Genomic DNA, 22,469 nt, shown 5'->3' on the forward strand with positions numbered 1-22,469 from the left:
AAGCGGCAGACCTCCGTTTTATCTCCCAGTCCTGGGTCGGCTGAGATGCGTTCCCGACGCTCTCAGCCTCCGGCCGTTCCCGACGTCCGGACCCTGGCCAGTCGGAGAGAAAACGGAGGCGATTTAAGCCGGAACCGAGCCTGGCTTTAAACCCGCAGCTACTCGAAACGTTAACGTTGCTGTAAGCCCTACAGCGACGCCCTTGTTCCCGGCTCTCATCGCCCCCGGTGATGACCCAACTCAGGCGGGGTTGAGCTGCCGGGAGCAGCGAAAGAGAGCGATCGTCGGGAACGAATCGCGAACGACCCCGACTGTTTGGGTGATAGCCGGTGGGTTTACCGCTTCAGCGGCGATGAGCTCGCCGGGCGCCAGGGTTGCCAGGGAGATGGCGCTTTCTCCCTGGCACGTTCACCGTGCTCTGAACGTGCAGGGAAAACAGATCTTCTGGTGAACGGAAAAATGACGGACTGACAAAGTTCTCTCAAAAAATTCAACGAAAACGCTGTATAGCAAATTGTCATGGAGCTTTTTTGTCCATACTGTCGAACAGTTTTTACAGGGAATGCTGGTAATGGCCACCAAATCGATAAATGCAAAATCTCAGACTCTTGCGGCTCGGGTGCCTCACGAAGTGGTTGAAAGCATGGAAGAGTGGAAACAAGAAGGTGAAAGCACCGGGCAGTTTATTACCGCAGCCATCAAAACGGAGGTACAGCGCCGCCAGCAAGAGAAAAAGACTGAAGATAAGTAATAGCGACTACGCCGTATCGACATATCAAGGTGACGTGTACACTTTTTGCTTTTTTTAAACATATCATCGAAACATGTCGATAGCATCGACACGTTTCTGCAATGTGTACACATTTCCCCTTTTTTTAAACATATCGAAAGTCCCCCATTCAAATAAGCTTCTGGCTGTGACCGCTGCACCATTCCTGTCAATAAAACAACACGCGAAGGCGAACATCGTCAGAAAAGTAACACTCTTATTTGTCTGTTTATTAATGAGTTTTATACGGTTTTTCATTTCGTTCGCCAAAAGTACCAGCCGCTAAAAGCAAATCTGTGCCGCCCCTCACTTGTGGCTTTTTTCACCGCTACCCAGAATATATTTGGCCGCATACCGCGGACACTGCATTGATTCTCTGAGGGAAAAGCGATGAAAAAAATCTTCTTATGCTGTGCTGCGGGAATGTCGACCAGCATGTTAGTGGAAAGAATGAAGCAGTCCGCGCACAGCCGTGATGTGGCGGTGGAAATTACCGCCGTGCCGGTGTCTGATTTCGACCAGATAATCGATGAGGCCGACGTCATCCTGCTCGGGCCGCAGGTGAAATTCCAGCTGCAAAACCTGAGCGCGGCGGCGGCGCCACACGGCGTACCGGTAGCGGCCATCGACATGATGCATTACGGCTCAATGCAGGGTGATAAGGTGCTGGATCACGCGCTGTCGCTGCTGAAAACTGCTGACCAGGGGTCCGTATGAAATACCGTTTTCCCGACAAATTCTGGTGGGGCACGGCGACCAGCGCCACGCAGTCTGAGGGACAAGTTGAGGGCGATGGCAAGGGCGAGAATATCTGGGATTACGCCTCGCACGAGTTTAATAGCCGTTTTTACAACGGCGTTACCGCTGATGATACCTCTACGTTTTACCAGCGCTGGCGGGAAGACATTCAGCTGGCGAAAAACATTGGCCTGAATTCATTCCGCACGTCGATTTCCTGGTCCCGGCTGATCCCTGACGGCGACGGGGAAGTTAATCCTCAGGCCGTGCAGTTTTACAGCGACATTATTGATGAGCTGATTCGCCAGGGGATCGAGCCTTTTATCAATCTCTACCATTTTGATATGCCGATGGCGCTGCAGGCAAAGGGCGGATTTGAGAACCGTGAGGTGGTGGACGCTTTCGCCCGCTATGCGGGGATTTGCTACCGGCTGTTTGGCGACCGCGTGCGCTACTGGTTTACCTTCAACGAGCCGCTTATCCCCGCCGAGGCGGGTTATTTACATCCACGCCATTATCCTTACGTGACGGATTTTCGCCGTGCGGCCCAGGTGCTGCACCACATTGTTATTGCCCACTGTAAAGCGGTGGCCGCCTGGCGAGAGATGAATCTTGAGGGGCAGATTGGCATCATCATGGACGTCATCCCCGTTTATCCGCGCAGCGACAGCCCGGAAGATCTGCGGGCTGCGGAAATGGCTGACCTGTTCTACACGCGCAGCATTAACGAGCCGATGCTGCTTGGGCGCTATCCCGACGAGCTGGTGGCGCTGCTGAAAGAATACGATGTGCTGCCGAAGGTACTGCCGGGTGACTGCGAGCTGATTGCCGCGACCCGCGTTGATTTGCTGGGCATCAATTACTATCGCCCGCGTCGGGTTAAGGCGCGTGAAACGCTGCTTGAAGAGCCACACGGGTTTGTACCGGAGCGTTTTTTTGAAGAGTACGTGATGCCGGGACGGCGCATGAATACCTCGCGCGGCATTGAGATTTACCCGCCTGCGCTGTACGACATCGCCATGCTGGTGAAAGAGCGATACGGCAACCTGCCGTGGTTTGTCTCCGAGAACGGCATTGGCATCATGGACGAAGAGCAGTTCATGGTGGACGGCGAGGTGCAGGACGATTACCGCATCGAGTTTCTTCGGGAGCATTTAACCTGGCTGCATAAAGCGATGGCGGAAGGCAGCCAGTGCCTGGGCTACCAGATGTGGACCTTTATCGACTGCTGGTCGTGGCAGAACGCCTATAAAAACCGCTACGGCTTCTACCGGCTCGATTTAGCGACGCAGCAGCGTTCGCTGAAAAAGTCCGGACGCTGGTTCCGTGGCGTGATCGAGAGCAACGGGTTTGAGGAGGCTGACCATGTCGACCTTTGATAAGTTAGCCGACAAGCTGATGCCGGTGGCGAACGCTATCGGCAACCAGCGCCATATGCAGGCGATACGCAACGGGCTTATCTCTATTTTACCGCTGACCATCGTCGGCTCTTTCTTCGTGATCCTGCTGAATATCCCGATTAAGGGCTACATGGACTTTATTGCGCCCTGGCGCGATATGCTGGACGTGCCGTTCCGCTTTACCGTCGGGCTGATGTCGCTGTACGCCGCGTTTACCATCGGCTCGTTCCTGGGCAAAAGCTACAAGCTCAACGACATTACCAGCGGCCTGCTGGCGATGCTGGCGACGTTGCTGATGATTGTGCCGGTAAATATCAAGCAGGGCGTGACCGTGGCGGGTGAAGCGGTGGCGGGGCGCTATATTCCTATCACCTCGCTCAGTTCTCAGGGGCTATTTGGCGCGATTATCTCCTCGCTGATTGCCATTGAGATTTATCGCTTTATTAAAGTCCGCAACATCGAAATCAAAATGCCTGCGGGCGTGCCGCCGGTGGTCGCCAGCTCATTTTCAGCGCTGTTCCCGACGCTTGCTGTGGTGCTGATTTTCTGGATCCCACGCCACTTCCTGAACATCGATATTAACGCCATCATCAGCTACATCATTATGCCGCTGAAGGGCTTTATGACCGGCACCAACCTGTTTGGTGGGATCGTTACTCAGCTGTTTATTGATGTGTTCTGGGTACTCGGGATCCACGGCCACGCGGTGATGGGGCCGCTGATCCGCCCGCTGTGGGATCAGGCGATCGTGCAGAATATGGAGCTGTTCCAGTCCGGCGTGAGCGCCTATGAGCTGCCGAATATTTTCACAGAGCAGTTCTTCCAGTGGTACGCCCAGATGGGCGGCACCGGCTCAACGCTTGCGCTGGTGGTGCTGTTTATTCGCTCTCGCGTTATCTACCTGAAGCAGCTGGGCAAGCTGTCGCTTATTCCTGGGCTGTTCAACATCAATGAGCCAATGATTTTCGGCGCGCCGATCGTGATGAATCCGATCCTCGCGATCCCGTTTATTCTGGCGCCGATGGTGAATACCGTGGTGGTGTATCTGTTCACAATTAGCGGGCTGATCCCGCGGATGATGGTGAAGCCGCCGTTTACCCTTCCGGCCCCGCTGGGGGCGCTGATCACCACTAACTGGAACCTGATTGCCTGCGGGCTGGTGTTTATCTGCTTCTTTATCTCGCTGGCTATCTATTACCCGTTCTTTAAGGTGTACGAGAAGAAGATGCTGGAAACCGAGCTTCAGCAGAAGGAAGAAGAGGAGCAGGCTAAGGCGCTGGCTGAGGCGAAGTAACCTGGGTTATGAATTCCCAGACATACAGAGGGGCATGTTCCGTTCACTTCAAGTCCCTCTTTACATGTAGCTACTGAACCGGTGAACGTGTCAGGTGGCATTACGCCATGCCCCCTGACGACCCCCGGCGCCCGGCAAGCTCATCGCCGCTGAAGCGGTAAACCCACCGGCTATCACCCAAACATTCGGGGTCGTTCGCGATTCGTTCCCGACGATCGCTCTCTTTCGCTGTTCCCGACAGCTCAACCCCGCCTGAGTTGGGTCATAACCGGGGGCGATGAGAGCCGGGGACAAGGGCGTGGCTGTAAGTCTTGAAGCGACAGTGATGTTCAGCGTGGCTGGGAACAAAAAGCGAGGCACGGTTCCGGCTTAAATCGCCTCCGTTTTCTCTCCGACTGGCCAGGGTCCGGACGTCGGGAACGCATCTCAGCCGACCCAGGACTGGGAGATAAAACGGAGGTCTGCCGCTTTAGCGGTCGATTTATTTGGCCGGGAGTCCGGGGTCTCGGGGAAGTGACGGTGACTTCCCCGAGTCGTTCACCGGTTCGGTGATGACACATGAAACAGGGCTGAAAGTGAACGGAACCTTAGCCGAGCCTGCAGAGACCGCTGGCACGAATGCCAAGGTTAGGGACAATACTCCAGTAGCGTCAACACCTCGTAGTGCGAAGTATGCGGGAACATATCAAACAGCTGGGTACGCACCACGCGGTAACCCGGCAGCATCTTAATATCCTTCGCCATGGTCTGCACGTTGCAGCTCGAATAGACGATATACCCCGGTGCCATCTGCGTCAGATAATCACAAAGCGCTTTGCCAATGCCTCGACGCGGCGGGTTCACCAGCACCAGCTGCGGGATATCCTGCTGGGCGACGGCAAACTGCGTGGAATCCAGCGCCTGAAAATGAATATTATGCAGACCCAGCTTTTCAGCCGACTGCTTCGCGCTGGCAATCGCTTCCGGGGCGATTTCTATCCCGGTTAGCTTCATCTCCGGCGTGGCGCAATGCAGCCCAAAACCGCCGACACCGCAGAACAAATCCCACATATGGTTGACCGGCAGCTCTCGCACCCAGTCACGGGAGGTGGCATATAGTTGAGAAGCGACCTGCGGATTGGTCTGGAAGAAGCTTTGCGGGCGAATAAACAGCGGCACACCGTTGAAGACTTCCTCTAACGCTCGCTGTTCGGTCAGCGGGATTTCCTGCTCGCCTTCCATAATGGCCATATGCACCGGCTGAATATTGGCCGAAATCACCTTGAGCTGCGGAAGCTGCTGCTGGAGCCACGGCAGCGCCGCTTTCAGCTGCTCCAGCTTACTTTCGGAGCGCAGAACAAAGCGCAGCATCATGCCGCCATCGGCCTGGCTTTCAGTCAGCAGCAGATACTTCAGCTCACCACGCCTGCGCACCACGTTATAAGGCGTTAATCCCGCACGGGCAATAAACGGCTTCAGCGCCGCAAAAACAGGCGCAAACGAGGCGGGATAAAGCGGGCAGTCGGTTAAATCTTCGGGCGTGCCGTCGCGGTGCAGCATCCCCAGCAGCGGTTTTTCCACGCTGCCGCTGACCACCATTTTGGCTTTGTTACGAAACGCCTGCTCAGGGCCGCTGACCGGCTTGCACCACTCGCCCACCTCAATCCCGTCCAGCAGTTGCCGGAGATCGGTCATTTTAGCGGAAAGCTGGTCTTCAACCGGTTGTTCAATCCACTGACAGGAACGACAGCGGCCAGCATCATAGAGCGCGCATTGCATAGGAAAACCCTGAGAAAAAACGAGGGCGCAGATTGTAGCACTCTGCGCTTACTGAAGTCTGAAAAAAAGCTGGCTGCGGGCGGGAACAAACAGCAGAAGCAGCACCAGAATATCGGGCAGCTTCTGGGTGAACAGCGAACGGAAGATCTCACGTTTTGTGCCACCGGCGATACTGAATAATTCAGGATACCCCCAGCCAAGCGAGGCCAGAGACAAATAAGCAACGGAAATAATCTGGGTAAGCAGAAACACCCAGCGCCCCCAGTTGCGCCCTTTGATTATCACGAACGCGCAGCGCAGTTCGACAAAAAGCATCACCAGGCTGCCGAGAAAGACCAGCGTCAAGGGCCAGGTTTGTACGCTGCGGTGCACAAAATCCATCACCCCGCTAATCCCAAGCATATTCAGCAGCAGCAGCAAATCCAGGCATCGAGTAGTGACGATGCCGATAGCCGCCACCATGACCAGCGTGGGGACGTTTAATTTTGCATGAGATGACCGCTGTTTCCTGATAATTTCTACAACCTCGCGTTCCTTACGTCACGGTGCCGCGACAAGCGCGGCACCGGAGGCACATCATTGCAGATTTTAGGCGTTTTAACTACGTCTTGCACTCTGGATATCACGCAGGCGCTGCTTTTCTGCTCGCGCCATAAACCACCATGCAATCAAGCCGATAACCCCTACTACGCCGAGAATAATCGACGCCAGGGCGTTAATTTCCGGGTTAACGCCCATACGCACGCTGGAGAACACCAGCATCGGTAGCGTGGTCGCACCCGGCCCGGACACAAAGCTGGCAATAACCAGGTCATCCAGAGAAAGCGTGAACGCCAGCAGCCAGCCGGAGATAATCGCAGGCGAAATCATCGGCACGGTGATCACGAAGAACACTTTCAGCGGCGTCGCCCCGAGATCCATCGCCGCCTCTTCAATAGAACGATCCAGCTCACGAAGGCGAGAGCTAATCACCACCGAAACATAAGCGGTACAGAACGTCACGTGCGCCAGCCAGATGGTGAGCATGCCCCTGTCGCCCGGCCAGCCGATCGCATGCGCCAGCGCCACAAACAGCAGCAAAAGTGAAAGCCCGGTGATCACATCCGGCATAACCAGCGGCGCGGTCAGCATAAAGGCAAACCCGTTCGAGCCACGGAAACGCCCAAAACGCACCATGACCACGGCGGCAATCGTCCCGAGGATCACGGCCATGGTGGCGGCAGCGGCGGCAATCGTCAGGCTTAGCCCAACGGCGTTCATCATCGCCGAATCCCGGAACAACTCGCCGTACCAGCGTGTTGACCAGCCGGCCCATACCGTGACCAGCTTCGAGCTGTTAAACGAGTAGATGACCAACATCAGCATCGGCGCGTACAGGAAGGTAAAGCCGATGACCAGGATCAAAATACGCCATGGAGAGCGCACGACAGGTAAGTTGTTCATGCGTGGTCCTCCGCCGCTTTATTCTGGTACTTGTGGAACCACATGATCGGCACAATCAGCAGCAGGAGCATGATAATCGCCACGGCAGAGGCCACCGGCCAGTCGCGGTTATTAAAGAATTCCTGCCACAGGACGCGGCCAATCATAATGCTGTCCGGCCCGCCAAGCAGTTCCGGAATAACGAACTCCCCTACCGCCGGGATAAATACCAGCATCGAACCGGCGATAATCCCGCCTTTGGTCAGCGGCACAATCACGCTAAAGAAGGTTTTCAGCGGACGTGCGCCGAGATCCAAAGAGGCTTCAACCAGCGAGTAATCAATGCGCGTCAGCGCGGTATAAATTGGCAGCACCATAAACGGCAGATAGGCATAAACAATGCCGATGTACACCGCAAGGTTGGTGTGCAGAATGGTCAGAGGCTGGTCGATAACCCCAAGCCACATCAGCACGTTATTCAGTATGCCGTTGTTTTTCAGGATCCCCATCCACGCGTACACGCGGATCAGGAATGAGGTCCACGAAGGCAGAATAACCAGCAGCAGCAAAATATTGCGCGTTGAGGGCTTATTGTGTGCCACCGCCCAGGCGAGCGGATAGCCCAACCCCAGGCAACACAGGGTTGAAATCGCCGCCACCTGAAGGGATTGCAAATAGGCTTCAAAATAGAGCGGATCGTCCGTCAGCTGGAAGTAGTTTGCCAGGTTCAGGGTGATCGACAGTTGCCCGTCAGCCCAGCTAACCAAATCGCTGTACGGGGGGATAGCGCGGGCAATTTCCGAAAAGCTAATCTTAAAGACGATCAGAAACGGCAGCATAAACAGCAGGATCAGCCACAGATACGGCAGCGCGATGACCAGCTTGCGGCCATGAGCCATCTGTATCCGTGCCAGCCAGCGCTTTATGCCTCCGGGTTGCGGTGCGGCGGGCTCTGCCGGGCCATCAGAAAGTGTTGTCATCTTGCCCTCCTTAAACCGTCAAAACCACGCAGCTATCGGCATCCCAACACAGGCGAACTTCATCCCCCCACGTGGGTGCCCCTTTACGGTAGCGATGTTCGTTCTGCAGCTGAGCGCTGATCATCTGCCCGCTTTTCAGGCGAACGTGATAGATAGAGAGATCGCCGAGATAAGCGATGTGCACGACTTCTCCCACGGCAAAGTTATAGCCATCGGCCGGCGGCTCGTCGCAGAGCATCACCTTTTCCGGTCGCAGTGCGACGAAGACCGGTACACCGTCAACTACCGAAGCATCAGGATCCACCTTCAGTGGATGCACCAGTCCTGGACTGTCAATCACCAGCCCGTCTTCTTGACGCTCTTTAAGCAGCCCCTCAAAGACATTCACCGAGCCGATAAATTCCGCGCTGTAACGGGTGGTGGGGTGCTCATAGATCTCTTCCGGCTCGCCAATCTGCACGAACTTACCGCGGTTCATGATGGCAATGCGCCCGGCCATCGTCATCACCTCTTCCTGATCGTGGGTCACCATCACGCAGGTCACGCCCACGCGCTCCAGGATATCCACCACTTCAAGCTGCATACGGTCACGCAGCTTTTTATCCAGCGCCCCCATGGGCTCGTCGAGCAGCAGCAGTTTTGGGCGCTTCGCCAGGCTGCGGGCGAGCGCCACGCGCTGACGCTGGCCGCCGGACAGCTGGTGAGGTTTACGCTTTGCAAACTCCTGCATATGCACCAGGGTGAGCATTTCGGCTACCCGGCTGGCAATCTCGGCCTTTGGCAGCTTGTCCTGTTTCAGGCCGAACGCAATGTTCTGCTCTACGGTCATATGGGGAAATAGCGCGTAGGACTGGAACATCATATTGATCGGGCGCTGGTACGGCGGCACGTGCGACAAATCGACGCCATCCAGCATGATTTGCCCGGCGCTTGGCTGCTCAAACCCTGCCAACATTCGCAGCAGTGTGGACTTGCCGCAGCCGGAGGGGCCCAATAAAGCAAAAATTTCACCCTTATAGATGGTCAGACTGACGTCATCCACGGCGTGTTGGCCATCAAAAGATTTGGTGATGTTACGAATTTCCAGCAGCGGAGTGAGCGCTTTCGGAGTTCTGGACTGTGGGCGAGGGATTGCGTCGTTCAATTCTGTTGCTCTCCGGCAAAAGCAAAAAGAAGGTACGGCCCGGTTGCCGTACTTTTAGCCTGTCCAGAAACAAGGGCTTCCGGTAAGGCTGGGGCGATTGCACAACTCTGGTGCAACCGCCCGGTATTGAGACGTTCCAGGACTTACTTGCCTGTTTTAACCTTAGTCCACGCGCGGGTGATAACCCGGTCAATCTTCGCCGGCATGACCGTTTGTGTGAACAACTTGGCACGAATATCCGCCGGCGGGTAAATTCCCGGATTGCTGCGGACTTCTTCGCTCAGCAGCGGCGTGGCCTCTTTGTTGGCGTTCGCGTAATAAATATGGTTACTGATGTTCGCCACCACGTCCGGCTTCATCAGGTAGTTAAGGAACTGATACGCTTCGTCTTTGTTCTTCGCGTCTGCCGGCAGGGCAAACATATCGAAGTAGACCATCGCGCCTTCCTTAGGAATAGAATAAGCAATATTCACGCCATTTTTGGCTTCTTTGGCGCGGTTTGCCGCCTGCAGGATATCGCCGGACCAGCCAATAGCCACGCAGATGTCGCCGTTAGCCAGGTCATTGATGTACTGCGAGGAGTGGAAGTAGCGAATATTCGGCCGCAGCTTCATCAGCAGATCGTTAGCCGCGCCGGTATAGTCAGCCGCATTGGTGCTGTTAGGATCTTTGCCCAGGTAATGCAGTACGGTGGCGTAGATTTCACTCGGCGCATCGAGGAATGACACTCCGCAGCTTTTCAGTTTTTCGAGGTTTTCCGGCTTGAGGATCAGATCCCAGCTGTCGACCGGCGCATCTTTACCGAGCGCGGCTTTCACCTTGTCGACGTTATAGCCGATGCCGGTGGTTACCATCATGTACGGAATGCCGTATTTATTGTCGTGGTCGTTTTGCGCCACCAGCTTGAGCATTTCCGGATCGAGGTTTTTATAGTTCGACAGTTTGCTTTTATCCAGCGGCTCGAAGATACCGGCCTGCGCCTGGCGCTCCAGGAACTGCGAAGATGGCACCACAAGATCGTAACCGGTACTGCCCGCCATCAGCTTGCCTTCCAGAACCTCATTGGAATCAAACACGTCATAGACCACTTTGATGCCGGTCTCTTTTGTGAAGTTTGCCAGGGTATCCGGAGCAATATAGTCAGACCAGTTATAGACGTGCAGCGTCTTTTGTTCGGCGGCAAAGCTGGTAGCAGAAGCCACCATCAGCGCACCGGCAACCATCCCCGACAGCCATTTTTTACGTTGGTCGAACATAATTTCATTCCTTCTGAATAAAGGCCAAACCAGGCTCGGATGAGCCGAATTTACGCAATGTGGCATATCCGCATTCGCCGCATGCTGTTTTCAGCATGCAAAATTCATGCATCTCTATTCATTCTGCAGAAAAAGAATTTGGGTTACCTTCACGCAGACGTTGCTCGTTTTTACGGCCACGCAAGAATAACTGTAGCCAGGGTTTGCGACTATAGCCCGGATGAAAAAACGCCTTTTATCAACTTTTTAGACATCTTTTGTCTATACAGTCGGCGAAAACTCGCCTTATGGCAGGGATTTGTTTTGGTGTGACGGCAATATGACAGAATAAAAATATGCGGAACGCAGCGGCGATGGTGACCACTGCGTTAAAATATGAAAGGATCAGTGCAGGGAGTGAGTTTGAATAATTGTGCTGTCGCGCTCTTCTTCTTCAGTAATAAACAGTAGCTGATTGGCGCAGGCCTCGAGAATCACCATCGAAACCTGCTCTTCGCTCTGCTGAACGAAAGCGGCAAACTGCTCGCGGGTGATACCGACCGCGGCAGATAAAGACTGGCAAACCACCAGCTTCGGCAGATTATCATCCTGTATATCCAGGAACGCTTTCACGGTCAGTGAGCTGGCGTTAATCGACGACAAATCGGACGCCAGCGGCAGCAATGCCGACGGCTTAACCTCTGCCAGCGCGGAAAACAGAACGATATTGTCCACAAGATCGATTTTCGCGTCGTATACGCCATCGAAGTTCTGCATATGGGGCAAATGCAATGCCTGGCAGGTATCGCACTCGAAGAAGGTTACGCCGATTTCGTCTAACCAGCGGCGTAAAGTGTCCAGAGTCGGGACGACGAGTGAATCCATAAACGCAAAAACCTCATTACCGGTTCAAAAATTAACGTGCCATCTTACGCAAAAATGACACTTCATACTATGCATAAGCGCCGATTTGGCGATTATCCCCCGGTTTTAAGACAGTACCCAGGACGCGCCTGCTGCTCTATCCATTTGATCATCAGACCGGCGATATCGACACCGCTTGTATTTTCAATGCCTTCCAGCCCAGGCGAGGCATTCACCTCCATCACTAACGGACCTCGATCGGCGCGTAAAATATCGACCCCGGCAATGTCCAGCCCCAGCGTGCTGGCCGCCTTCAGCGCCACTTCGCGCTCGAGATCGGTAATCGCCACCTGATGCGCCACGCCGCCACGATGCAGATTAGAACGAAAATCTCCAGGCTTCGCCTGCCGTTCAATAGCCGCGACCACCTCATCACCCACCACCAGGCAGCGAATATCTCGCCCTTTGGCCTCTTTGATGTATTCCTGCACCAGGATGTGGGCATTCAGGCCGCGAAACGCGTCAATCACGCTCTCTGCCGCCTGCCGAGTTTCGGCCAGCACCACGCCAATGCCCTGCGTGCCCTCAACAAGCTTCACGACCAGCGGCGCACCGCCCACCATATCAATAAGGTCGCTGGTGTCGTCCGGGGAATGGGCAAACCCCGTCACCGGCAGGTCGATACCCTGCTTCGCCAGCAGCTGCAGCGAACGCAGTTTGTCCCGCGCACGCGTAATCGCCACCGACTCATTCAGCGGGTAGCTTCCCAGCATTTCGAACTGGCGCAGCACCGCCGTGCCGTAAAAGGTGATGGCCGAGCCGATGCGTGGGATCACCGCATCATAATGCGGCAGCTGTCGCCCCTTGTAGTGCACGGAAGGCGCGGCCGGATTGATGTTCATATAGCAAGAAAGGGGATCGATGATTTCCACCTGGTGACCGCGACGCATCGCCGCCTCACGCAGGCGTTTACATGAATAGAGCGTTCCATCCCGGGATAAAATAGCGATTTTCACCCTGCACCTCTGAGCAACCAGACCAAAATTAACCGCCCGACCATCATACCACTGCCCTCACCGTTCAACGATGGGGTAATCGGCCGGAGACAGCTTAAGTGCCTCAATGAATTGCTTTGTGGTCGAGGTGAGGTGCACCGGATCAAATACAGCATAAAGATCGGCGGGTATTGGCCGGGTTGGCGGGCGAAACACGACGCCGGGCCAGCGCATTTGCGCATAGCTGTCGGCCATAATGGTTAGGCCAAAACCAATACTCACCAGCGCCAGCACGGTTTGCGGCTCCACCGCCTCACGAACAACCCGGGGCGTAAAACCAGCTTCGCGACACACGCGCTGCAGGAAAGTCCAGTCTGAGTGAGTGGCGGTCATCGTCACGAACGGCTCGTGCCGCAGTTGGGTGATATCCACCGTCTGCTGGCGGGCTAACGGGTGCTGCTCCGGCAGCGCGACCATAAATGTCGCCTCATGCAGTTTTTCGCTTTGCAGACCGCCCGGCGGGCAAGTCTCCATCCGCCAGATACCGGCATCAATTTCGTGGCGCTCAAGCAGCGCAAGCTGATCCCCCGGGGACCTTTCGCGGAAGATCACATCAGTAGCCGGATAGTCAGCAATAAACTGCTGCAGCCCAAGGCGCAGCCCGCCCCAGATGGCGGTCCCGACAATCCCTAACTGAATTCGCCCTCCTTCACCGCGCCCAATCTGTTCAACCCTCGCCAGCGCAAGACTTGCGTTGTTAAGCAGCTGCTTTGTCTCTTCCAGCAGGACAACGCCTGCATGGGTTAACGCCACGTGCCGGGAATGGCGAATAAAAAGCACGGTGCCCAACTGAGCCTCCAGCTCTTTAATATGGAAGCTCAAAGGAGGTTGCGACATGTTCAGCCGCGCGGCTGCCCTGCCAAAATGCAGCTCTTCGGCCACGGCCTGAAAATAACGCAAGAGTTTAAGGTCAGTGCGATAGATACGCTGAGATGTATTCATGAGGCTCCCTGAGTAGCAAGCCTCATAAATTACCATCGCCTACGCTTGCTGTAAGGCCGGGAGCCTTAATATGCGAGCGATGCCGAAGAATCAAGCTCCCGGCCATGACGATAGTGGAAACTGAAGTGAAAGACCACGGCGAGCACCAGTGCATAGCCAGCAAACACCAGCCAGATGGTCGGCCAGTCTTTGACCCCATCCGTGGTGAAATAATCCACCACGTAGCCGCTGACAATCGCCCCCAGATACGCACCAATCCCGTTCACCATGGTCATAAACAGCCCTTGCGCGCTGGCGCGAATGCGTGAGTCCACCTCCTGTTCAACAAAGACGGAGCCTGAGATATTAAAGAAATCGAACGCGCAGCCATAAACCACCATCGAGAGTAACAGCAGCACAAAGCCAAAAGCAGAGGGATCGCCCCAGGCAAACAGCGCAAAACGCAGCACCCAGGCGACCATGCTCATCAGCATGACCTGCTTAATGCCAAAACGGCGCAGGAAGAAGGGGATCGTCAAAATAAAGACCACTTCCGACATCTGTGAGACGGATAGCAAAATTGAGGGGTACTGCACCACAAAGCTGTCGGCAAACGCCGGCTGGCGGGCGAAATCATGCAGGAAAGGATTACCAAAAGTATTGGTGATTTGCAGTACCGCGCCAAGCAGCATGGCAAACAGGAAAAAAATCGCCATCCGGGGCTTTTTGAACAGCACAAACGCGTCCAGCCCCAGGCGGCTTACCCAGCTGCGCGTGGCCTGGCTTTTTATCACCGGAATAGTCGGCAGCGTAAGGGCATAGAGTGCAAGCAATCCAGAAGCGGCGGCGGCAATATAAAGCTGCATGCTGCTCAGCTCTATACGCATCAGGCTGACGGTCCACATGGCCGCAATAAACCCCACGGTGCCAAACACCCGCACCGGCGGGAAATGGCTAACCGTATCCAGACCGGCTTTTTCCAGACAAGCGTAAGACACGGTATTGGACAATGCGATGGTTGGCATAAAAGCCAGCGCATTGCCCAGCATCGCCCAAAACATCAGCCCCGGCTGGTTAATGCTGGCCGCCCAGACCAGCATACCCGCCCCCACCAAATGACAGAGAGAATACACCCGATTGGCCGGGAGCCATTTATCGGCAACGATCCCGATGAGTCCCGGCATCAGCAGTGCAGCAAGCCCTTTAGTACTGTAAACCATGCCAACATCTGCGCCTTTAAAGCCGAGCGTATTGATCATGTAAGATCCCAAAGTGACCAGCCACGCCCCCCAGATAAAGTACTGCAAAAACAGCATGATTTTTAAGCGGAGTTTAATCGCCATCTGTTTTCCCTGCCGTGGTCAGTGAGGATCAGGCCAGTTTGCCGAGGAAGCCGCAAATCAGGTTAATGAAGTTCTGGCGCGACAATGCAGCCGCTTTCAACGTCTGTTCGTGGGAAAGCTGAATACTGCCCAACCCTTCAGCAAGGTTTGTAATTGCCGAGACGGCAACGACCTTCAGGCCGCAATGCCGGGCGCCGATCACCTCTGGCACAACCGACATCCCCACCACGTGGCCGCCAATGATTTGCATCATGCGAATTTCCGCTGCGGTTTCGAAGTTGGGTCCCGGATAAGAAACAAACACGCCTTCGTGCAGTGGGAAGCCCTGCTCGCGCGCAACCTGCTGCAGCACCGCGCGGTAGTCGGCATCATAGGCGTTTGCCAGCGAGAAAAAGCGTTCGCCAAACCGCTCATCATTTGGCCCAACGGTCGGGGTGCCCGGCATGGTATTGATATGATCGCTGAGAGCAACCAGGCTCCCCGGCTCCACCTCTGGGCGTAGCGAACCGGCGGCGTTGGTCGAAAACAAAATTTCGCATCCCAGCAGCTTAAAAGTACGAATTGCGCTGGTCATCACCGACATCCCGCGCCCTTCATAAAAGTGCCCTCGCCCTTTCATACAGGCCACCGGTACGCCAGCCAGCGTGCCGACGACCAGTTCACCTGCATGACCGTGGACGGTGCTGACGGGGAATCCCGGTAACTCTTCGTATGAAAAAACAATGGGGGAGTCGATTTTTTCCGCCAGCTCTCCCAGCCCGGAGCCAAGAATGAAAGCAATGCGTGGTACCAGACCGTTAATCCGGGAGCGAATAATGTCGGCCGCGTAGAAGGGAGCGTTATCAAAAACAGGCGTTGGCATAGGAGGTTCCTTGTCAGATTGTCGTTATAACTTCAGCAGTTATAACGACTGACCGACGATTGAAACCAATACCGTTTGAGGCGACGATTGATACTGAAAATGTATCAATCGTCGCTATAGCGGCCTGGCCGCCGCGCTGACTAGCGGGTCGCCCAGCCCTGTTTGTGCAGATAATCGAGGATGAAAGGACGGTTTTCTTTGATGATGGTGCGGCTGATATGGTCGCTCCAGGTGTCGCGGCGCGTGTTGCTGTCACGGCTCAGATAATACTGCGCAAGCTGCTCGTCATATTCGTCAAGCAGCGGCCTGTCCAGCGGCTGATAGCGGTTTTCATGCACCAGCATCGCCGCAGGCATGCGCGGTTTAATATCCGGCGTGTCGGCAGGCCAGCCGAGGCAAAGCCCAAATAATGGCAACACATACTTCGGAACACCGAGCAGTTCGCCCACCGCTTCAATATTGTTACGAATGCCGCCGATATAGACGCCACCCAGTCCCAAAGACTCCGCGGCGGTAAAAGCATTTTGCGCAAGAATCGCGGTATCAACCGCACCGAGCAACAGCTGTTCAGCCAGCCCAAGCTGGGCATCCGGGCAAATTTGCAGATTGCGGTTAAAGTCGGCACAGAACACCCAAAACTCGGCCGCTTCCGCGACGTGCTTCTGGCCGCCGGTCAACGGTACCAGCTGTTCACGCAGTGCCTTATCCGTAATACGGATTATCGAGCTGCATTGTAAAAAACTGGAACTGGAGGCCGCCTGTGCGCCAGCAATAATGGCTTCGCGTTGCGCGTCCGTGACAGGTTCCCCGGTAAAATGGCGAATTGAACGGTGAGAACGAAGCAGATCAATGGTCGGCGTCATCATTGTTTTCCTTTGGCTTTTTTAAATCAGAGTGTTTCGAAGCAGAATCGGGCTGCATTAGCCCAGGGCCAATAAATACCATGACTATAGCCGCCGTTGCACTGGCGATTGGTGCGGGTAACGGCAGATAGCCTACGGGCATCAAACTAACAGGCACGACCTTCTTTCAAAATGTGACGGATGTCGGCATTATAGGCTCATTCGCCGGTTAGTATCGGCCATAAAAACTGAGGAGAGAGCATGTTTGCAGTAATTTTTGGACGCCCTGGCTGCCCATATTGTGTTCGCGCTAAAGAACTGGCTGAGAAACTGACCGCCGAGCGTGATGACTTCAACTTCCGCTATGTGGACATCCACGCGGAAGGCATCACCAAAGCTGACCTGGAAAAAACCGTGGGTAAACCGGTTGAAACCGTACCGCAAATTTTCCTTGACCAGCAGCACATTGGCGGATGCACCGACTTCGAAGCTTACGCAAAAGAACATCTGAACCTGTTCCAGACCGCACAGTAAGCTCGTTCAGGCGTGAAAAAACCGACTCTCAGAGGTCGGTTTTTTTATTGCCGCGCACCCACTCGCGAAAGCTGATAAACAGCAGGTAGCAAAGCGACCCAAGCGAAGACCAGAACACGGCGCTAAGCAGCCAGGCAATTTCCTGCCAGAGGGAACGGCTTGTGGGTAAGAAAAGATGCGCAATCAGTAAGCACAGTGGTGAAGCGAGCATCGCGCCGACCAGCGGCTTCACTACTTTATCGCCTTTGCAGATAACGCTGGCGACAGCACCGGGGAAGAGAAAAAACAGCAGCCCAAGCTCATAGTGCCCGGATGCAATGAATCGCCCCATTATGTGTAAATGCAGCGAAAGAAAAACCAGAATAAATAGCACGAAGCAGCAGACAATTCCCAGCCACCGTTGCGCTCGTCTGTGCATTTTACCTCCTGACATCTGCTTTTACTCGAAAATACCCCACCTGAACGTTCAGCAGAGTCTTTACCCGATTTGATAAAACGTTGGCCATCCGTGCCGATAAAGCATTGCCACAATTAGCACAATATTCTTACTAGCCGCTGATACTTAGAAAGATTAAACTAGCGGCGGAAATTCGGTCGTCGCGTGAGATATTTATATGCGTGATAACTTGCCGGTCGTCACTGACGAAACCGTCAAGACATTAGCGCATAAATCTATCTCTTTCAACAGCTTACTGGTAAACAAGAAGTTAGCCTTCGTGAATATAAACGTCGCAGATTTGTTAAACGGGAATTACATCCTTTTGTTATTTGTTGTACTGACGCTGGGACTTTGCCTGGGTAAATTACGCCTCGGTCCGGTGCAACTGGGTAATTCCATTGGTGTTTTAGTGGTCTCTTTATTACTCGGGCAACAACATTTCTCGATCAATACCGATGCGTTAAATCTTGGCTTTATGCTGTTCATTTTTTGCGTGGGCGTCGAAGCCGGGCCAAACTTTTTTTCCATTTTCTTCCGCGACGGCAAAAATTACCTGATGCTTGCGCTGGTGATGGTCGGCAGCGCGCTGCTGATCGCGCTCGGCCTCGGCAAGCTGTTCGGCTGGGACATCGGCCTTACCGCCGGTATGCTCGCAGGCGCGATGACATCAACCCCTGTGTTGGTCGGTGCTGGCGACACGCTGCGCCATTCAAGTATGCCCGCCGCCCAACTTGCGACCTCTCTTGATAACCTTAGCCTCGGCTACGCCCTGACCTACCTTATTGGCCTGGTAAGCCTGATTGTTGGCGCACGCTATTTACCGAAGCTCCAGCATCAGGACTTGCAGACCAGCGCCCAGCAAATTGCCCGCGAACGCGGTCTTGATACCGACGCCGCACGCAAAGTCTACCTTCCAGTGATCCGCGCTTACCGCGTCGGGCCGGAGCTGGTCGCCTGGGCCGACGGCAAAAACCTGCGTGAACTGGGCATTTATCGCCAGACAGGGTGCTACATCGAACGTATTCGCCGCAACGGCATTCTGGCCAACCCGGACGGGGATGCCGTACTGCAAATGGGCGATGAAATTTCTCTGGTGGGCTACCCGGACTCGCATTCGCGCCTTGACCCAAGTTTCCGTAACGGCAAAGAGGTCTTCGACCGCGACCTGCTGGACATGCGTATCGTTACCGAAGAAATTGTGGTGAAAAACCACAACGCCGTGGGCCGCCGCCTGGCGCAGCTGAAGCTCACCGATCACGGCTGTTTCCTGAACCGCGTGATCCGCAGCCAGATTGAAATGCCTATCGACGACAATATCGTGCTGAACAAAGGCGACGTCTTACAGGTCAGCGGCGACGCAAGGCGCGTCAAAACCGTTGCCGAACGCATCGGCTTTATCTCGATCCACAGCCAGATAACTGACCTGCTGGCGTTCTGCGCCTTCTTTGTAATTGGGCTGATGGTGGGCATGGTGACCTTCCAGTTCAGCTCCTTTAGCTTTGGCATCGGTAACGCCGCTGGTCTCCTGTTTGCTGGCATCATGCTCGGATTCCTGCGCGCTAACCACCCGACCTTCGGCTACATCCCGCAGGGTGCGCTGAATATGGTGAAAGAATTTGGCCTGATGGTCTTTATGGCCGGTGTTGGCCTGAGCGCAGGCAGCGGCATCAGCAACGGCCTCGGCGCGGTGGGCGGCCAGATGCTTATTGCAGGTCTTATCGTGAGCCTGGTGCCGGTTATTATCTGCTTCCTGTTCGGCGCCTATGTTCTTCGTATGAACCGCGCGCTGCTGTTCGGGGCAATGATGGGGGCGCGTACCTGTGCGCCAGCGATGGAAATCATCAGCGACACCGCGCGCAGCAACATTCCTGCGCTGGGGTACGCCGGAACCTATGCTATCGCTAACGTGTTGTTAACCCTGGCAGGTACGCTCATTGTCGTGATATGGCCAGGTTTGTGATCGCAACCACAGACAAAGAAAAATATTTTTTTTATGTCTGAGCGAACTTTCTTTCGGGGCGTCAGTCTGAATTAGTGCCACTGCTTTTCTTTGATGTCCCCAATTTGTGGAGCCCATCAACCCCGCCGTTTTCGGTTCAAGGTTGATGGGTTTTTATTTTTCTAATCAATCATTTACACTTCAACTTTTCCATGAATAGCAACAACGCTTTAGTCATGGCGGCATACGCCTTTACTTCATGCCGTTTCTATCGCGTATAACAATTCAACCAACGCCACCGCACCAACATCATCCCAGCGTAAATAACTCGCCAAAGAACTGGTTCCTGAATCCCTGCCTAAAACTTTCTGACAGATAGCCTGATGATCCACTGATGCGGAAACCCACACGACCCCGCCCTGTTGGCAAAAATAGGTCGAGCCTTTCAATCCGTCCCGCTGAATACGTTTCTTCCAGGTATCCACCTGCTGTGTCGTGACTCTTAAGCTCATCTTTCCCCCAGGCGTTCCAATTGAGGGGGGTATTACTCAGGATGGATACACGTTGCTCTATGTCGGTATTTCGCCCGATAAAAAAAGTAAACCTAATAGCCGCGCCAACCTTAGGCAGCGCATCAAAGCCATGGCTGAAGCCAAAGTAATGGAGATCGCAGATGAAAAAGGATTTAGCAGGAGTGTAGTTGCAGAAATCATAAAGCAAGCCGGGGAAGTGGACTGAACCGCATGTGAAATCCGCCTCTTTCTAAGCCAGTTCATCACGAGAACTCTATTACATCAGCGGCGGGTCAGACTCAGTAAGAAAATTGTTCCTGCATACCTTTTGGGCCAGGGTCACAACTCACGTGCGCACCTGATAGTTGGGGAGTAATATTAGAGCAGTCTTGATTATCAGGGATAATATGATTATGAATGAGTTACAGAAACAGGGGTTAGAGCTTCGTACTAAAGCAAAAGAACTGGCTCTTGCTGCTTTGGCAAAGCACCCAGATGGACGCATAAATGGTAAGGGAATTAAGCAAGCAGAGGTATTTCGTCTCTGCGGTCTCGACTGGGGAGATTACCCTAAAGCCCTAAGTACGCAGCAACAATACTGGGCGGTAGCCCTCCTCCGCGAACTTGAGTCAGAAGGAACTGTGGAGCAATTAGAAGAGAAAGGCCCCTGGCGTTTAAAATAAGTCATGATGAGCCAAGTGGCGACAGCGGTTGGCAATGCCCCGTAATATCCACCTCTAACCACCAAACTAACTTATTGATTATCATGCAAGTCATTGTTTTCACCAACCCGTTTACATAAATGGTTTTTTATTTTTCTGCGTCTGATGGCACTTCATGGCCGCAACTTTCAGCATTTATACTTTCAGGGTCACAGAGTACCAGCCAGTGAGAACTCCTGTTGCCGGGAGACATCATCCATGTTTTATTCATTGATGCTTGCAAAGTCCTTCGTCGATGATAAGAATTGATAAATAAAGTATGTAGTGCACAAGGAGCGTGTATGAACGATCTAAATCCTGTTGCCTTTAATATGTTTAGTTCGGAGTTTTTAAATGCTCCGCTAGGCACAATTGTTGCCTCTATTACAATCCTTGTATTTTTGCTTAAGCCACTATTCAAGCTAAAAAATAAAATCTTAAAATATAAAAAAGGCCATAGCCATATTTTAAAAAATGCTGGTGTGCCTGCATTTATTCTTAATTTTTTCATGATTTCAATTCCGCTCAAAGAGCTGCCTTTTGTTGGCCGGATGGAAAAGGTAGTTGCGGCCACAATGGTGATGCTTTTTGTTGCTGGCACAGGCTACCTTGCTCCGGAACTTGTTCGCACAGCCAGAACTCCTCCAGAGTCAGCCTTACTGTATTGGAAATCCACGGGTGATATGTTCTTCATCTCAAACGACAAAGCCGCTGATGCGAGCCTGACATCGCCGCCACAATGGGAAATAACCCGACAGAACTGCGTAGCAAAAAAGTATTCTGAAGGGGCAGTGAAGTCTCTTTCCCACCAGCGGATTGATGATTTGTGCAACCTCTTTTCAACTCAGGAAGGGAATAGATACTTAATAAGTGCTGTCGCTAAGTTCAAAAAGGACAAATGGTTTATTTACAGTATGGTGCCTTTCGTTGAGTTTGTTTTATTATGGATGGCTGCAGGGATTGTCTTCAATATTTACTATTCCAAAAAGACACGAAGGTACATTCTTCTTGAGCAAAAAAAGGCCATTGAATATGCAATGGGCCATTTTCCAAAATCAGGAACGTATGCCGTGTATCTTGAAGTCGATGCCTCACCCGCGAAAAACAGAAGGACGCATTATTACTGAAGAGCCAGGCTTCACGGCCCAACAATCCTTCTCACCATCATCCGCATATCGTCGCGCCCCATCGGTTCGCGGTCGGTGACGTAGTGCAGCGTCATGCCTTCCAGAAAAGCGTCGAGCGCTCTGGCGGTTAGCGGGTCGAAAAACGGCTCCAGCGCCTGCTGGCTGCGGATCATCCAGTCTTGCATGATGTCTTTTAGCTGCGGATTGCAGCTGGCATAAGCGTAGAGCTGGTACATCACCTGCATGTTGTACGGCGTGGCCACGCAGCCGCCGCAAATCATATCGACTATCGCTTCGCAGGCCTCATCGCGACTGCTGGCCTGCTGCATACGTTCCTGATAGCTGTCCGACATCTGATGGGCAAACTGGGTAAACGCCTCGCAAAGCAGCGACTCTATGCCGGAAAAGTAGTAGGTCATTGATCCCAGCGAGACGCCGGCTTCGGCGGCAATTTTGCGGTGTGTGATATCGCTAATACCGTGCTTTACCACCATGTCCAGCGTCGCCTGCAGAATACGCGAGCGGCGTTCGGGGTCATTCCGGCGCGGGGCTTTGCTCATCATTACCTACCTGAATTTAGAGTATGACAA

At 53.8% G+C, this 22,469-nt stretch carries 27 protein-coding genes; 10 read left to right on the forward strand and 17 right to left on the reverse strand.

The annotated features are described in order from the left end of the window. Positions 1–202 precede the first annotated feature (202 nt). The 5 genes from VGM55_RS09725 to VGM55_RS09745 all read left to right on the forward strand — a co-directional run bounded on the left by VGM55_RS09725 (position 203) and on the right by VGM55_RS09745 (position 4,201). Positions 203–451 carry a hypothetical protein gene (locus VGM55_RS09725; RefSeq protein ID WP_331635343.1) on the forward strand — a complete coding sequence of 83 codons (249 nt, stop codon included), beginning with the start codon at positions 203–205 and terminating at the stop codon, positions 449–451. 120 nt (positions 452–571) lie between these two features. Further along, entirely contained in the window at positions 572–751 is a 180-nt protein-coding gene (locus VGM55_RS09730; protein ID WP_154188510.1) for a YlcI/YnfO family protein, read from the forward strand. Positions 752–1,159: 408 nt separating this feature from the next. After that, a complete protein-coding gene (locus tag VGM55_RS09735; RefSeq protein WP_061275914.1) occupies positions 1,160–1,486 on the forward strand; it encodes a PTS sugar transporter subunit IIB in 327 nt (108 codons plus the stop codon). Next, positions 1,483–2,886, forward strand: a complete 1,404-nt coding sequence (locus tag VGM55_RS09740; protein WP_331635344.1) for a glycoside hydrolase family 1 protein — start codon at positions 1,483–1,485, stop codon at positions 2,884–2,886. Before VGM55_RS09735 ends, VGM55_RS09740 begins: the two co-directional genes overlap by 4 nt. After that, the gene (locus tag VGM55_RS09745; RefSeq protein WP_331635345.1) at positions 2,873–4,201 is read left to right on the forward strand and encodes a PTS sugar transporter subunit IIC; all 1,329 of its coding nucleotides are present in this window, start codon (positions 2,873–2,875) and stop codon (positions 4,199–4,201) included. Before VGM55_RS09740 ends, VGM55_RS09745 begins: the two co-directional genes overlap by 14 nt. A 90-nt stretch (positions 4,202–4,291) precedes the next feature. Here the strand turns inward: VGM55_RS09745 and VGM55_RS09750 are convergent, their stop codons facing one another. The 14 genes from VGM55_RS09750 to VGM55_RS09815 form a co-directional block, all read right to left on the reverse strand. Then, entirely contained in the window at positions 4,292–4,495 is a 204-nt protein-coding gene (locus VGM55_RS09750) for a hypothetical protein (protein ID WP_331635346.1), read from the reverse strand. A gap of 333 nt (positions 4,496–4,828) precedes the next feature. After that, a complete protein-coding gene (gene rlmC / locus VGM55_RS09755; RefSeq protein WP_331635347.1) occupies positions 4,829–5,959 on the reverse strand; it encodes a 23S rRNA (uracil(747)-C(5))-methyltransferase RlmC in 1,131 nt (376 codons plus the stop codon). A gap of 48 nt (positions 5,960–6,007) precedes the next feature. Then, entirely contained in the window at positions 6,008–6,475 is a 468-nt protein-coding gene (locus VGM55_RS09760) for a YbjO family protein (RefSeq protein WP_331635379.1), read from the reverse strand. 81 nt (positions 6,476–6,556) lie between these two features. Then, positions 6,557–7,402 carry a putrescine ABC transporter permease PotI gene (potI, locus tag VGM55_RS09765; protein ID WP_154185038.1) on the reverse strand — a complete coding sequence of 282 codons (846 nt, stop codon included), beginning with the start codon at positions 7,400–7,402 and terminating at the stop codon, positions 6,557–6,559. Further along, entirely contained in the window at positions 7,399–8,361 is a 963-nt protein-coding gene (potH, locus tag VGM55_RS09770) for a putrescine ABC transporter permease PotH (RefSeq protein ID WP_331635348.1), read from the reverse strand. The genes potI and potH overlap by 4 nt, the downstream gene beginning before the upstream one ends. A 10-nt stretch (positions 8,362–8,371) precedes the next feature. Next, positions 8,372–9,505: a putrescine ABC transporter ATP-binding subunit PotG gene (potG, locus tag VGM55_RS09775; protein WP_331635349.1), complete on the reverse strand. Its 1,134-nt coding sequence runs from the start codon at positions 9,503–9,505 to the stop codon at positions 8,372–8,374. A 143-nt stretch (positions 9,506–9,648) separates the two neighbouring features. Further along, positions 9,649–10,761 carry a spermidine/putrescine ABC transporter substrate-binding protein PotF gene (potF, locus tag VGM55_RS09780; protein WP_154185041.1) on the reverse strand — a complete coding sequence of 371 codons (1,113 nt, stop codon included), beginning with the start codon at positions 10,759–10,761 and terminating at the stop codon, positions 9,649–9,651. 384 nt (positions 10,762–11,145) lie between these two features. Continuing rightward, positions 11,146–11,625 (reverse strand): YbjN domain-containing protein, encoded by a 480-nt coding sequence (locus tag VGM55_RS09785; protein ID WP_154185042.1) that lies wholly within the window; start codon positions 11,623–11,625, stop codon positions 11,146–11,148. A 92-nt stretch (positions 11,626–11,717) separates the two neighbouring features. Continuing rightward, the gene (gene rimK / locus VGM55_RS09790; RefSeq protein WP_331635350.1) at positions 11,718–12,620 is read right to left on the reverse strand and encodes a 30S ribosomal protein S6--L-glutamate ligase; all 903 of its coding nucleotides are present in this window, start codon (positions 12,618–12,620) and stop codon (positions 11,718–11,720) included. A gap of 57 nt (positions 12,621–12,677) precedes the next feature. Then, the gene (locus VGM55_RS09795) at positions 12,678–13,601 is read right to left on the reverse strand and encodes a LysR family transcriptional regulator (RefSeq protein ID WP_331635351.1); all 924 of its coding nucleotides are present in this window, start codon (positions 13,599–13,601) and stop codon (positions 12,678–12,680) included. 65 nt (positions 13,602–13,666) lie between these two features. Then, positions 13,667–14,923 (reverse strand): nucleoside permease, encoded by a 1,257-nt coding sequence (locus tag VGM55_RS09800; protein WP_331635352.1) that lies wholly within the window; start codon positions 14,921–14,923, stop codon positions 13,667–13,669. A 28-nt stretch (positions 14,924–14,951) separates the two neighbouring features. Next, positions 14,952–15,785: a xanthosine phosphorylase gene (gene xapA, locus VGM55_RS09805; protein ID WP_038474196.1), complete on the reverse strand. Its 834-nt coding sequence runs from the start codon at positions 15,783–15,785 to the stop codon at positions 14,952–14,954. A gap of 140 nt (positions 15,786–15,925) precedes the next feature. Continuing rightward, positions 15,926–16,648: an oxygen-insensitive NADPH nitroreductase gene (nfsA, locus tag VGM55_RS09810; RefSeq protein ID WP_154185429.1), complete on the reverse strand. Its 723-nt coding sequence runs from the start codon at positions 16,646–16,648 to the stop codon at positions 15,926–15,928. Next, positions 16,632–16,790: a DUF1418 family protein gene (locus VGM55_RS09815; RefSeq protein WP_154185430.1), complete on the reverse strand. Its 159-nt coding sequence runs from the start codon at positions 16,788–16,790 to the stop codon at positions 16,632–16,634. Before VGM55_RS09815 ends, nfsA begins: the two co-directional genes overlap by 17 nt. 98 nt (positions 16,791–16,888) lie before the next feature. Here VGM55_RS09815 and VGM55_RS09820 point away from each other — a divergent pair, with 98 nt between their 5' ends. Continuing rightward, positions 16,889–17,161 (forward strand): GrxA family glutaredoxin, encoded by a 273-nt coding sequence (locus tag VGM55_RS09820; protein ID WP_038474203.1) that lies wholly within the window; start codon positions 16,889–16,891, stop codon positions 17,159–17,161. Between the two features lie 28 nt (positions 17,162–17,189). Here the strand turns inward: VGM55_RS09820 and VGM55_RS09825 are convergent, their stop codons facing one another. Then, complete coding sequence (locus VGM55_RS09825) at positions 17,190–17,579, reverse strand: inner membrane protein YbjM (RefSeq protein WP_154185047.1); 390 nt, start codon at positions 17,577–17,579, stop codon at positions 17,190–17,192. A 298-nt stretch (positions 17,580–17,877) separates the two neighbouring features. Between VGM55_RS09825 and VGM55_RS09830 the strand changes: the two genes are divergently transcribed. After that, positions 17,878–19,560 carry an aspartate:alanine antiporter gene (locus VGM55_RS09830; RefSeq protein WP_331635380.1) on the forward strand — a complete coding sequence of 561 codons (1,683 nt, stop codon included), beginning with the start codon at positions 17,878–17,880 and terminating at the stop codon, positions 19,558–19,560. Between the two features lie 236 nt (positions 19,561–19,796). Here VGM55_RS09830 and VGM55_RS09835 read toward each other — a convergent pair whose 3' ends face one another. After that, positions 19,797–20,051 (reverse strand): hypothetical protein, encoded by a 255-nt coding sequence (locus VGM55_RS09835; RefSeq protein ID WP_331635353.1) that lies wholly within the window; start codon positions 20,049–20,051, stop codon positions 19,797–19,799. A 52-nt stretch (positions 20,052–20,103) separates the two neighbouring features. Between VGM55_RS09835 and VGM55_RS09840 the strand changes: the two genes are divergently transcribed. The 3 genes from VGM55_RS09840 (at position 20,104) to VGM55_RS09850 (ending at position 21,879) form a co-directional block, all read left to right on the forward strand. Continuing rightward, entirely contained in the window at positions 20,104–20,277 is a 174-nt protein-coding gene (locus VGM55_RS09840; protein ID WP_331635354.1) for a hypothetical protein, read from the forward strand. Between the two features lie 187 nt (positions 20,278–20,464). Further along, the gene (locus tag VGM55_RS09845) at positions 20,465–20,734 is read left to right on the forward strand and encodes a hypothetical protein (protein ID WP_331635355.1); all 270 of its coding nucleotides are present in this window, start codon (positions 20,465–20,467) and stop codon (positions 20,732–20,734) included. 320 nt (positions 20,735–21,054) lie between these two features. Continuing rightward, the gene (locus VGM55_RS09850) at positions 21,055–21,879 is read left to right on the forward strand and encodes a DUF6216 family protein (RefSeq protein ID WP_331635356.1); all 825 of its coding nucleotides are present in this window, start codon (positions 21,055–21,057) and stop codon (positions 21,877–21,879) included. A gap of 11 nt (positions 21,880–21,890) precedes the next feature. Here the strand turns inward: VGM55_RS09850 and VGM55_RS09855 are convergent, their stop codons facing one another. Beyond that, positions 21,891–22,439: a TetR/AcrR family transcriptional regulator gene (locus tag VGM55_RS09855; protein WP_331635381.1), complete on the reverse strand. Its 549-nt coding sequence runs from the start codon at positions 22,437–22,439 to the stop codon at positions 21,891–21,893. Positions 22,440–22,469: the final 30 nt, after the last annotated feature.

Origin of the sequence: Cedecea sp. (assembly GCF_036500665.1) — a bacterium.
Lineage (GTDB): Bacteria > Pseudomonadota > Gammaproteobacteria > Enterobacterales > Enterobacteriaceae > Cedecea.

What these genes read in the sequence shown, in the direction of transcription:
- VGM55_RS09730 (WP_154188510.1), top strand. Translation starts at nt 572, where the DNA reads ATGGCCACCAAATCGATAAATGCAAAATCTCAGACTCTTGCGGCTCGG.
- VGM55_RS09735 (WP_061275914.1), top strand. Translation starts at nt 1,160, where the DNA reads ATGAAAAAAATCTTCTTATGCTGTGCTGCGGGAATGTCGACCAGCATG.
- VGM55_RS09740 (WP_331635344.1), top strand. Translation starts at nt 1,483, where the DNA reads ATGAAATACCGTTTTCCCGACAAATTCTGGTGGGGCACGGCGACCAGC.
- VGM55_RS09745 (WP_331635345.1), top strand. Translation starts at nt 2,873, where the DNA reads ATGTCGACCTTTGATAAGTTAGCCGACAAGCTGATGCCGGTGGCGAAC.
- rlmC (WP_331635347.1), bottom strand. Translation starts at nt 5,959, where the DNA reads ATGCAATGCGCGCTCTATGATGCTGGCCGCTGTCGTTCCTGTCAGTGG.
- potI (WP_154185038.1), bottom strand. Translation starts at nt 7,402, where the DNA reads ATGAACAACTTACCTGTCGTGCGCTCTCCATGGCGTATTTTGATCCTG.
- potH (WP_331635348.1), bottom strand. Translation starts at nt 8,361, where the DNA reads ATGACAACACTTTCTGATGGCCCGGCAGAGCCCGCCGCACCGCAACCC.
- potF (WP_154185041.1), bottom strand. Translation starts at nt 10,761, where the DNA reads ATGTTCGACCAACGTAAAAAATGGCTGTCGGGGATGGTTGCCGGTGCG.
- VGM55_RS09785 (WP_154185042.1), bottom strand. Translation starts at nt 11,625, where the DNA reads ATGGATTCACTCGTCGTCCCGACTCTGGACACTTTACGCCGCTGGTTA.
- VGM55_RS09795 (WP_331635351.1), bottom strand. Translation starts at nt 13,601, where the DNA reads ATGAATACATCTCAGCGTATCTATCGCACTGACCTTAAACTCTTGCGT.
- VGM55_RS09800 (WP_331635352.1), bottom strand. Translation starts at nt 14,923, where the DNA reads ATGGCGATTAAACTCCGCTTAAAAATCATGCTGTTTTTGCAGTACTTT.
- xapA (WP_038474196.1), bottom strand. Translation starts at nt 15,785, where the DNA reads ATGCCAACGCCTGTTTTTGATAACGCTCCCTTCTACGCGGCCGACATT.
- nfsA (WP_154185429.1), bottom strand. Translation starts at nt 16,648, where the DNA reads ATGACGCCGACCATTGATCTGCTTCGTTCTCACCGTTCAATTCGCCAT.
- VGM55_RS09815 (WP_154185430.1), bottom strand. Translation starts at nt 16,790, where the DNA reads ATGCCCGTAGGCTATCTGCCGTTACCCGCACCAATCGCCAGTGCAACG.
- VGM55_RS09820 (WP_038474203.1), top strand. Translation starts at nt 16,889, where the DNA reads ATGTTTGCAGTAATTTTTGGACGCCCTGGCTGCCCATATTGTGTTCGC.
- VGM55_RS09825 (WP_154185047.1), bottom strand. Translation starts at nt 17,579, where the DNA reads ATGCACAGACGAGCGCAACGGTGGCTGGGAATTGTCTGCTGCTTCGTG.
- VGM55_RS09835 (WP_331635353.1), bottom strand. Translation starts at nt 20,051, where the DNA reads ATGAGCTTAAGAGTCACGACACAGCAGGTGGATACCTGGAAGAAACGT.
- VGM55_RS09845 (WP_331635355.1), top strand. Translation starts at nt 20,465, where the DNA reads ATGAATGAGTTACAGAAACAGGGGTTAGAGCTTCGTACTAAAGCAAAA.
- VGM55_RS09850 (WP_331635356.1), top strand. Translation starts at nt 21,055, where the DNA reads ATGAACGATCTAAATCCTGTTGCCTTTAATATGTTTAGTTCGGAGTTT.
- VGM55_RS09855 (WP_331635381.1), bottom strand. Translation starts at nt 22,439, where the DNA reads ATGAGCAAAGCCCCGCGCCGGAATGACCCCGAACGCCGCTCGCGTATT.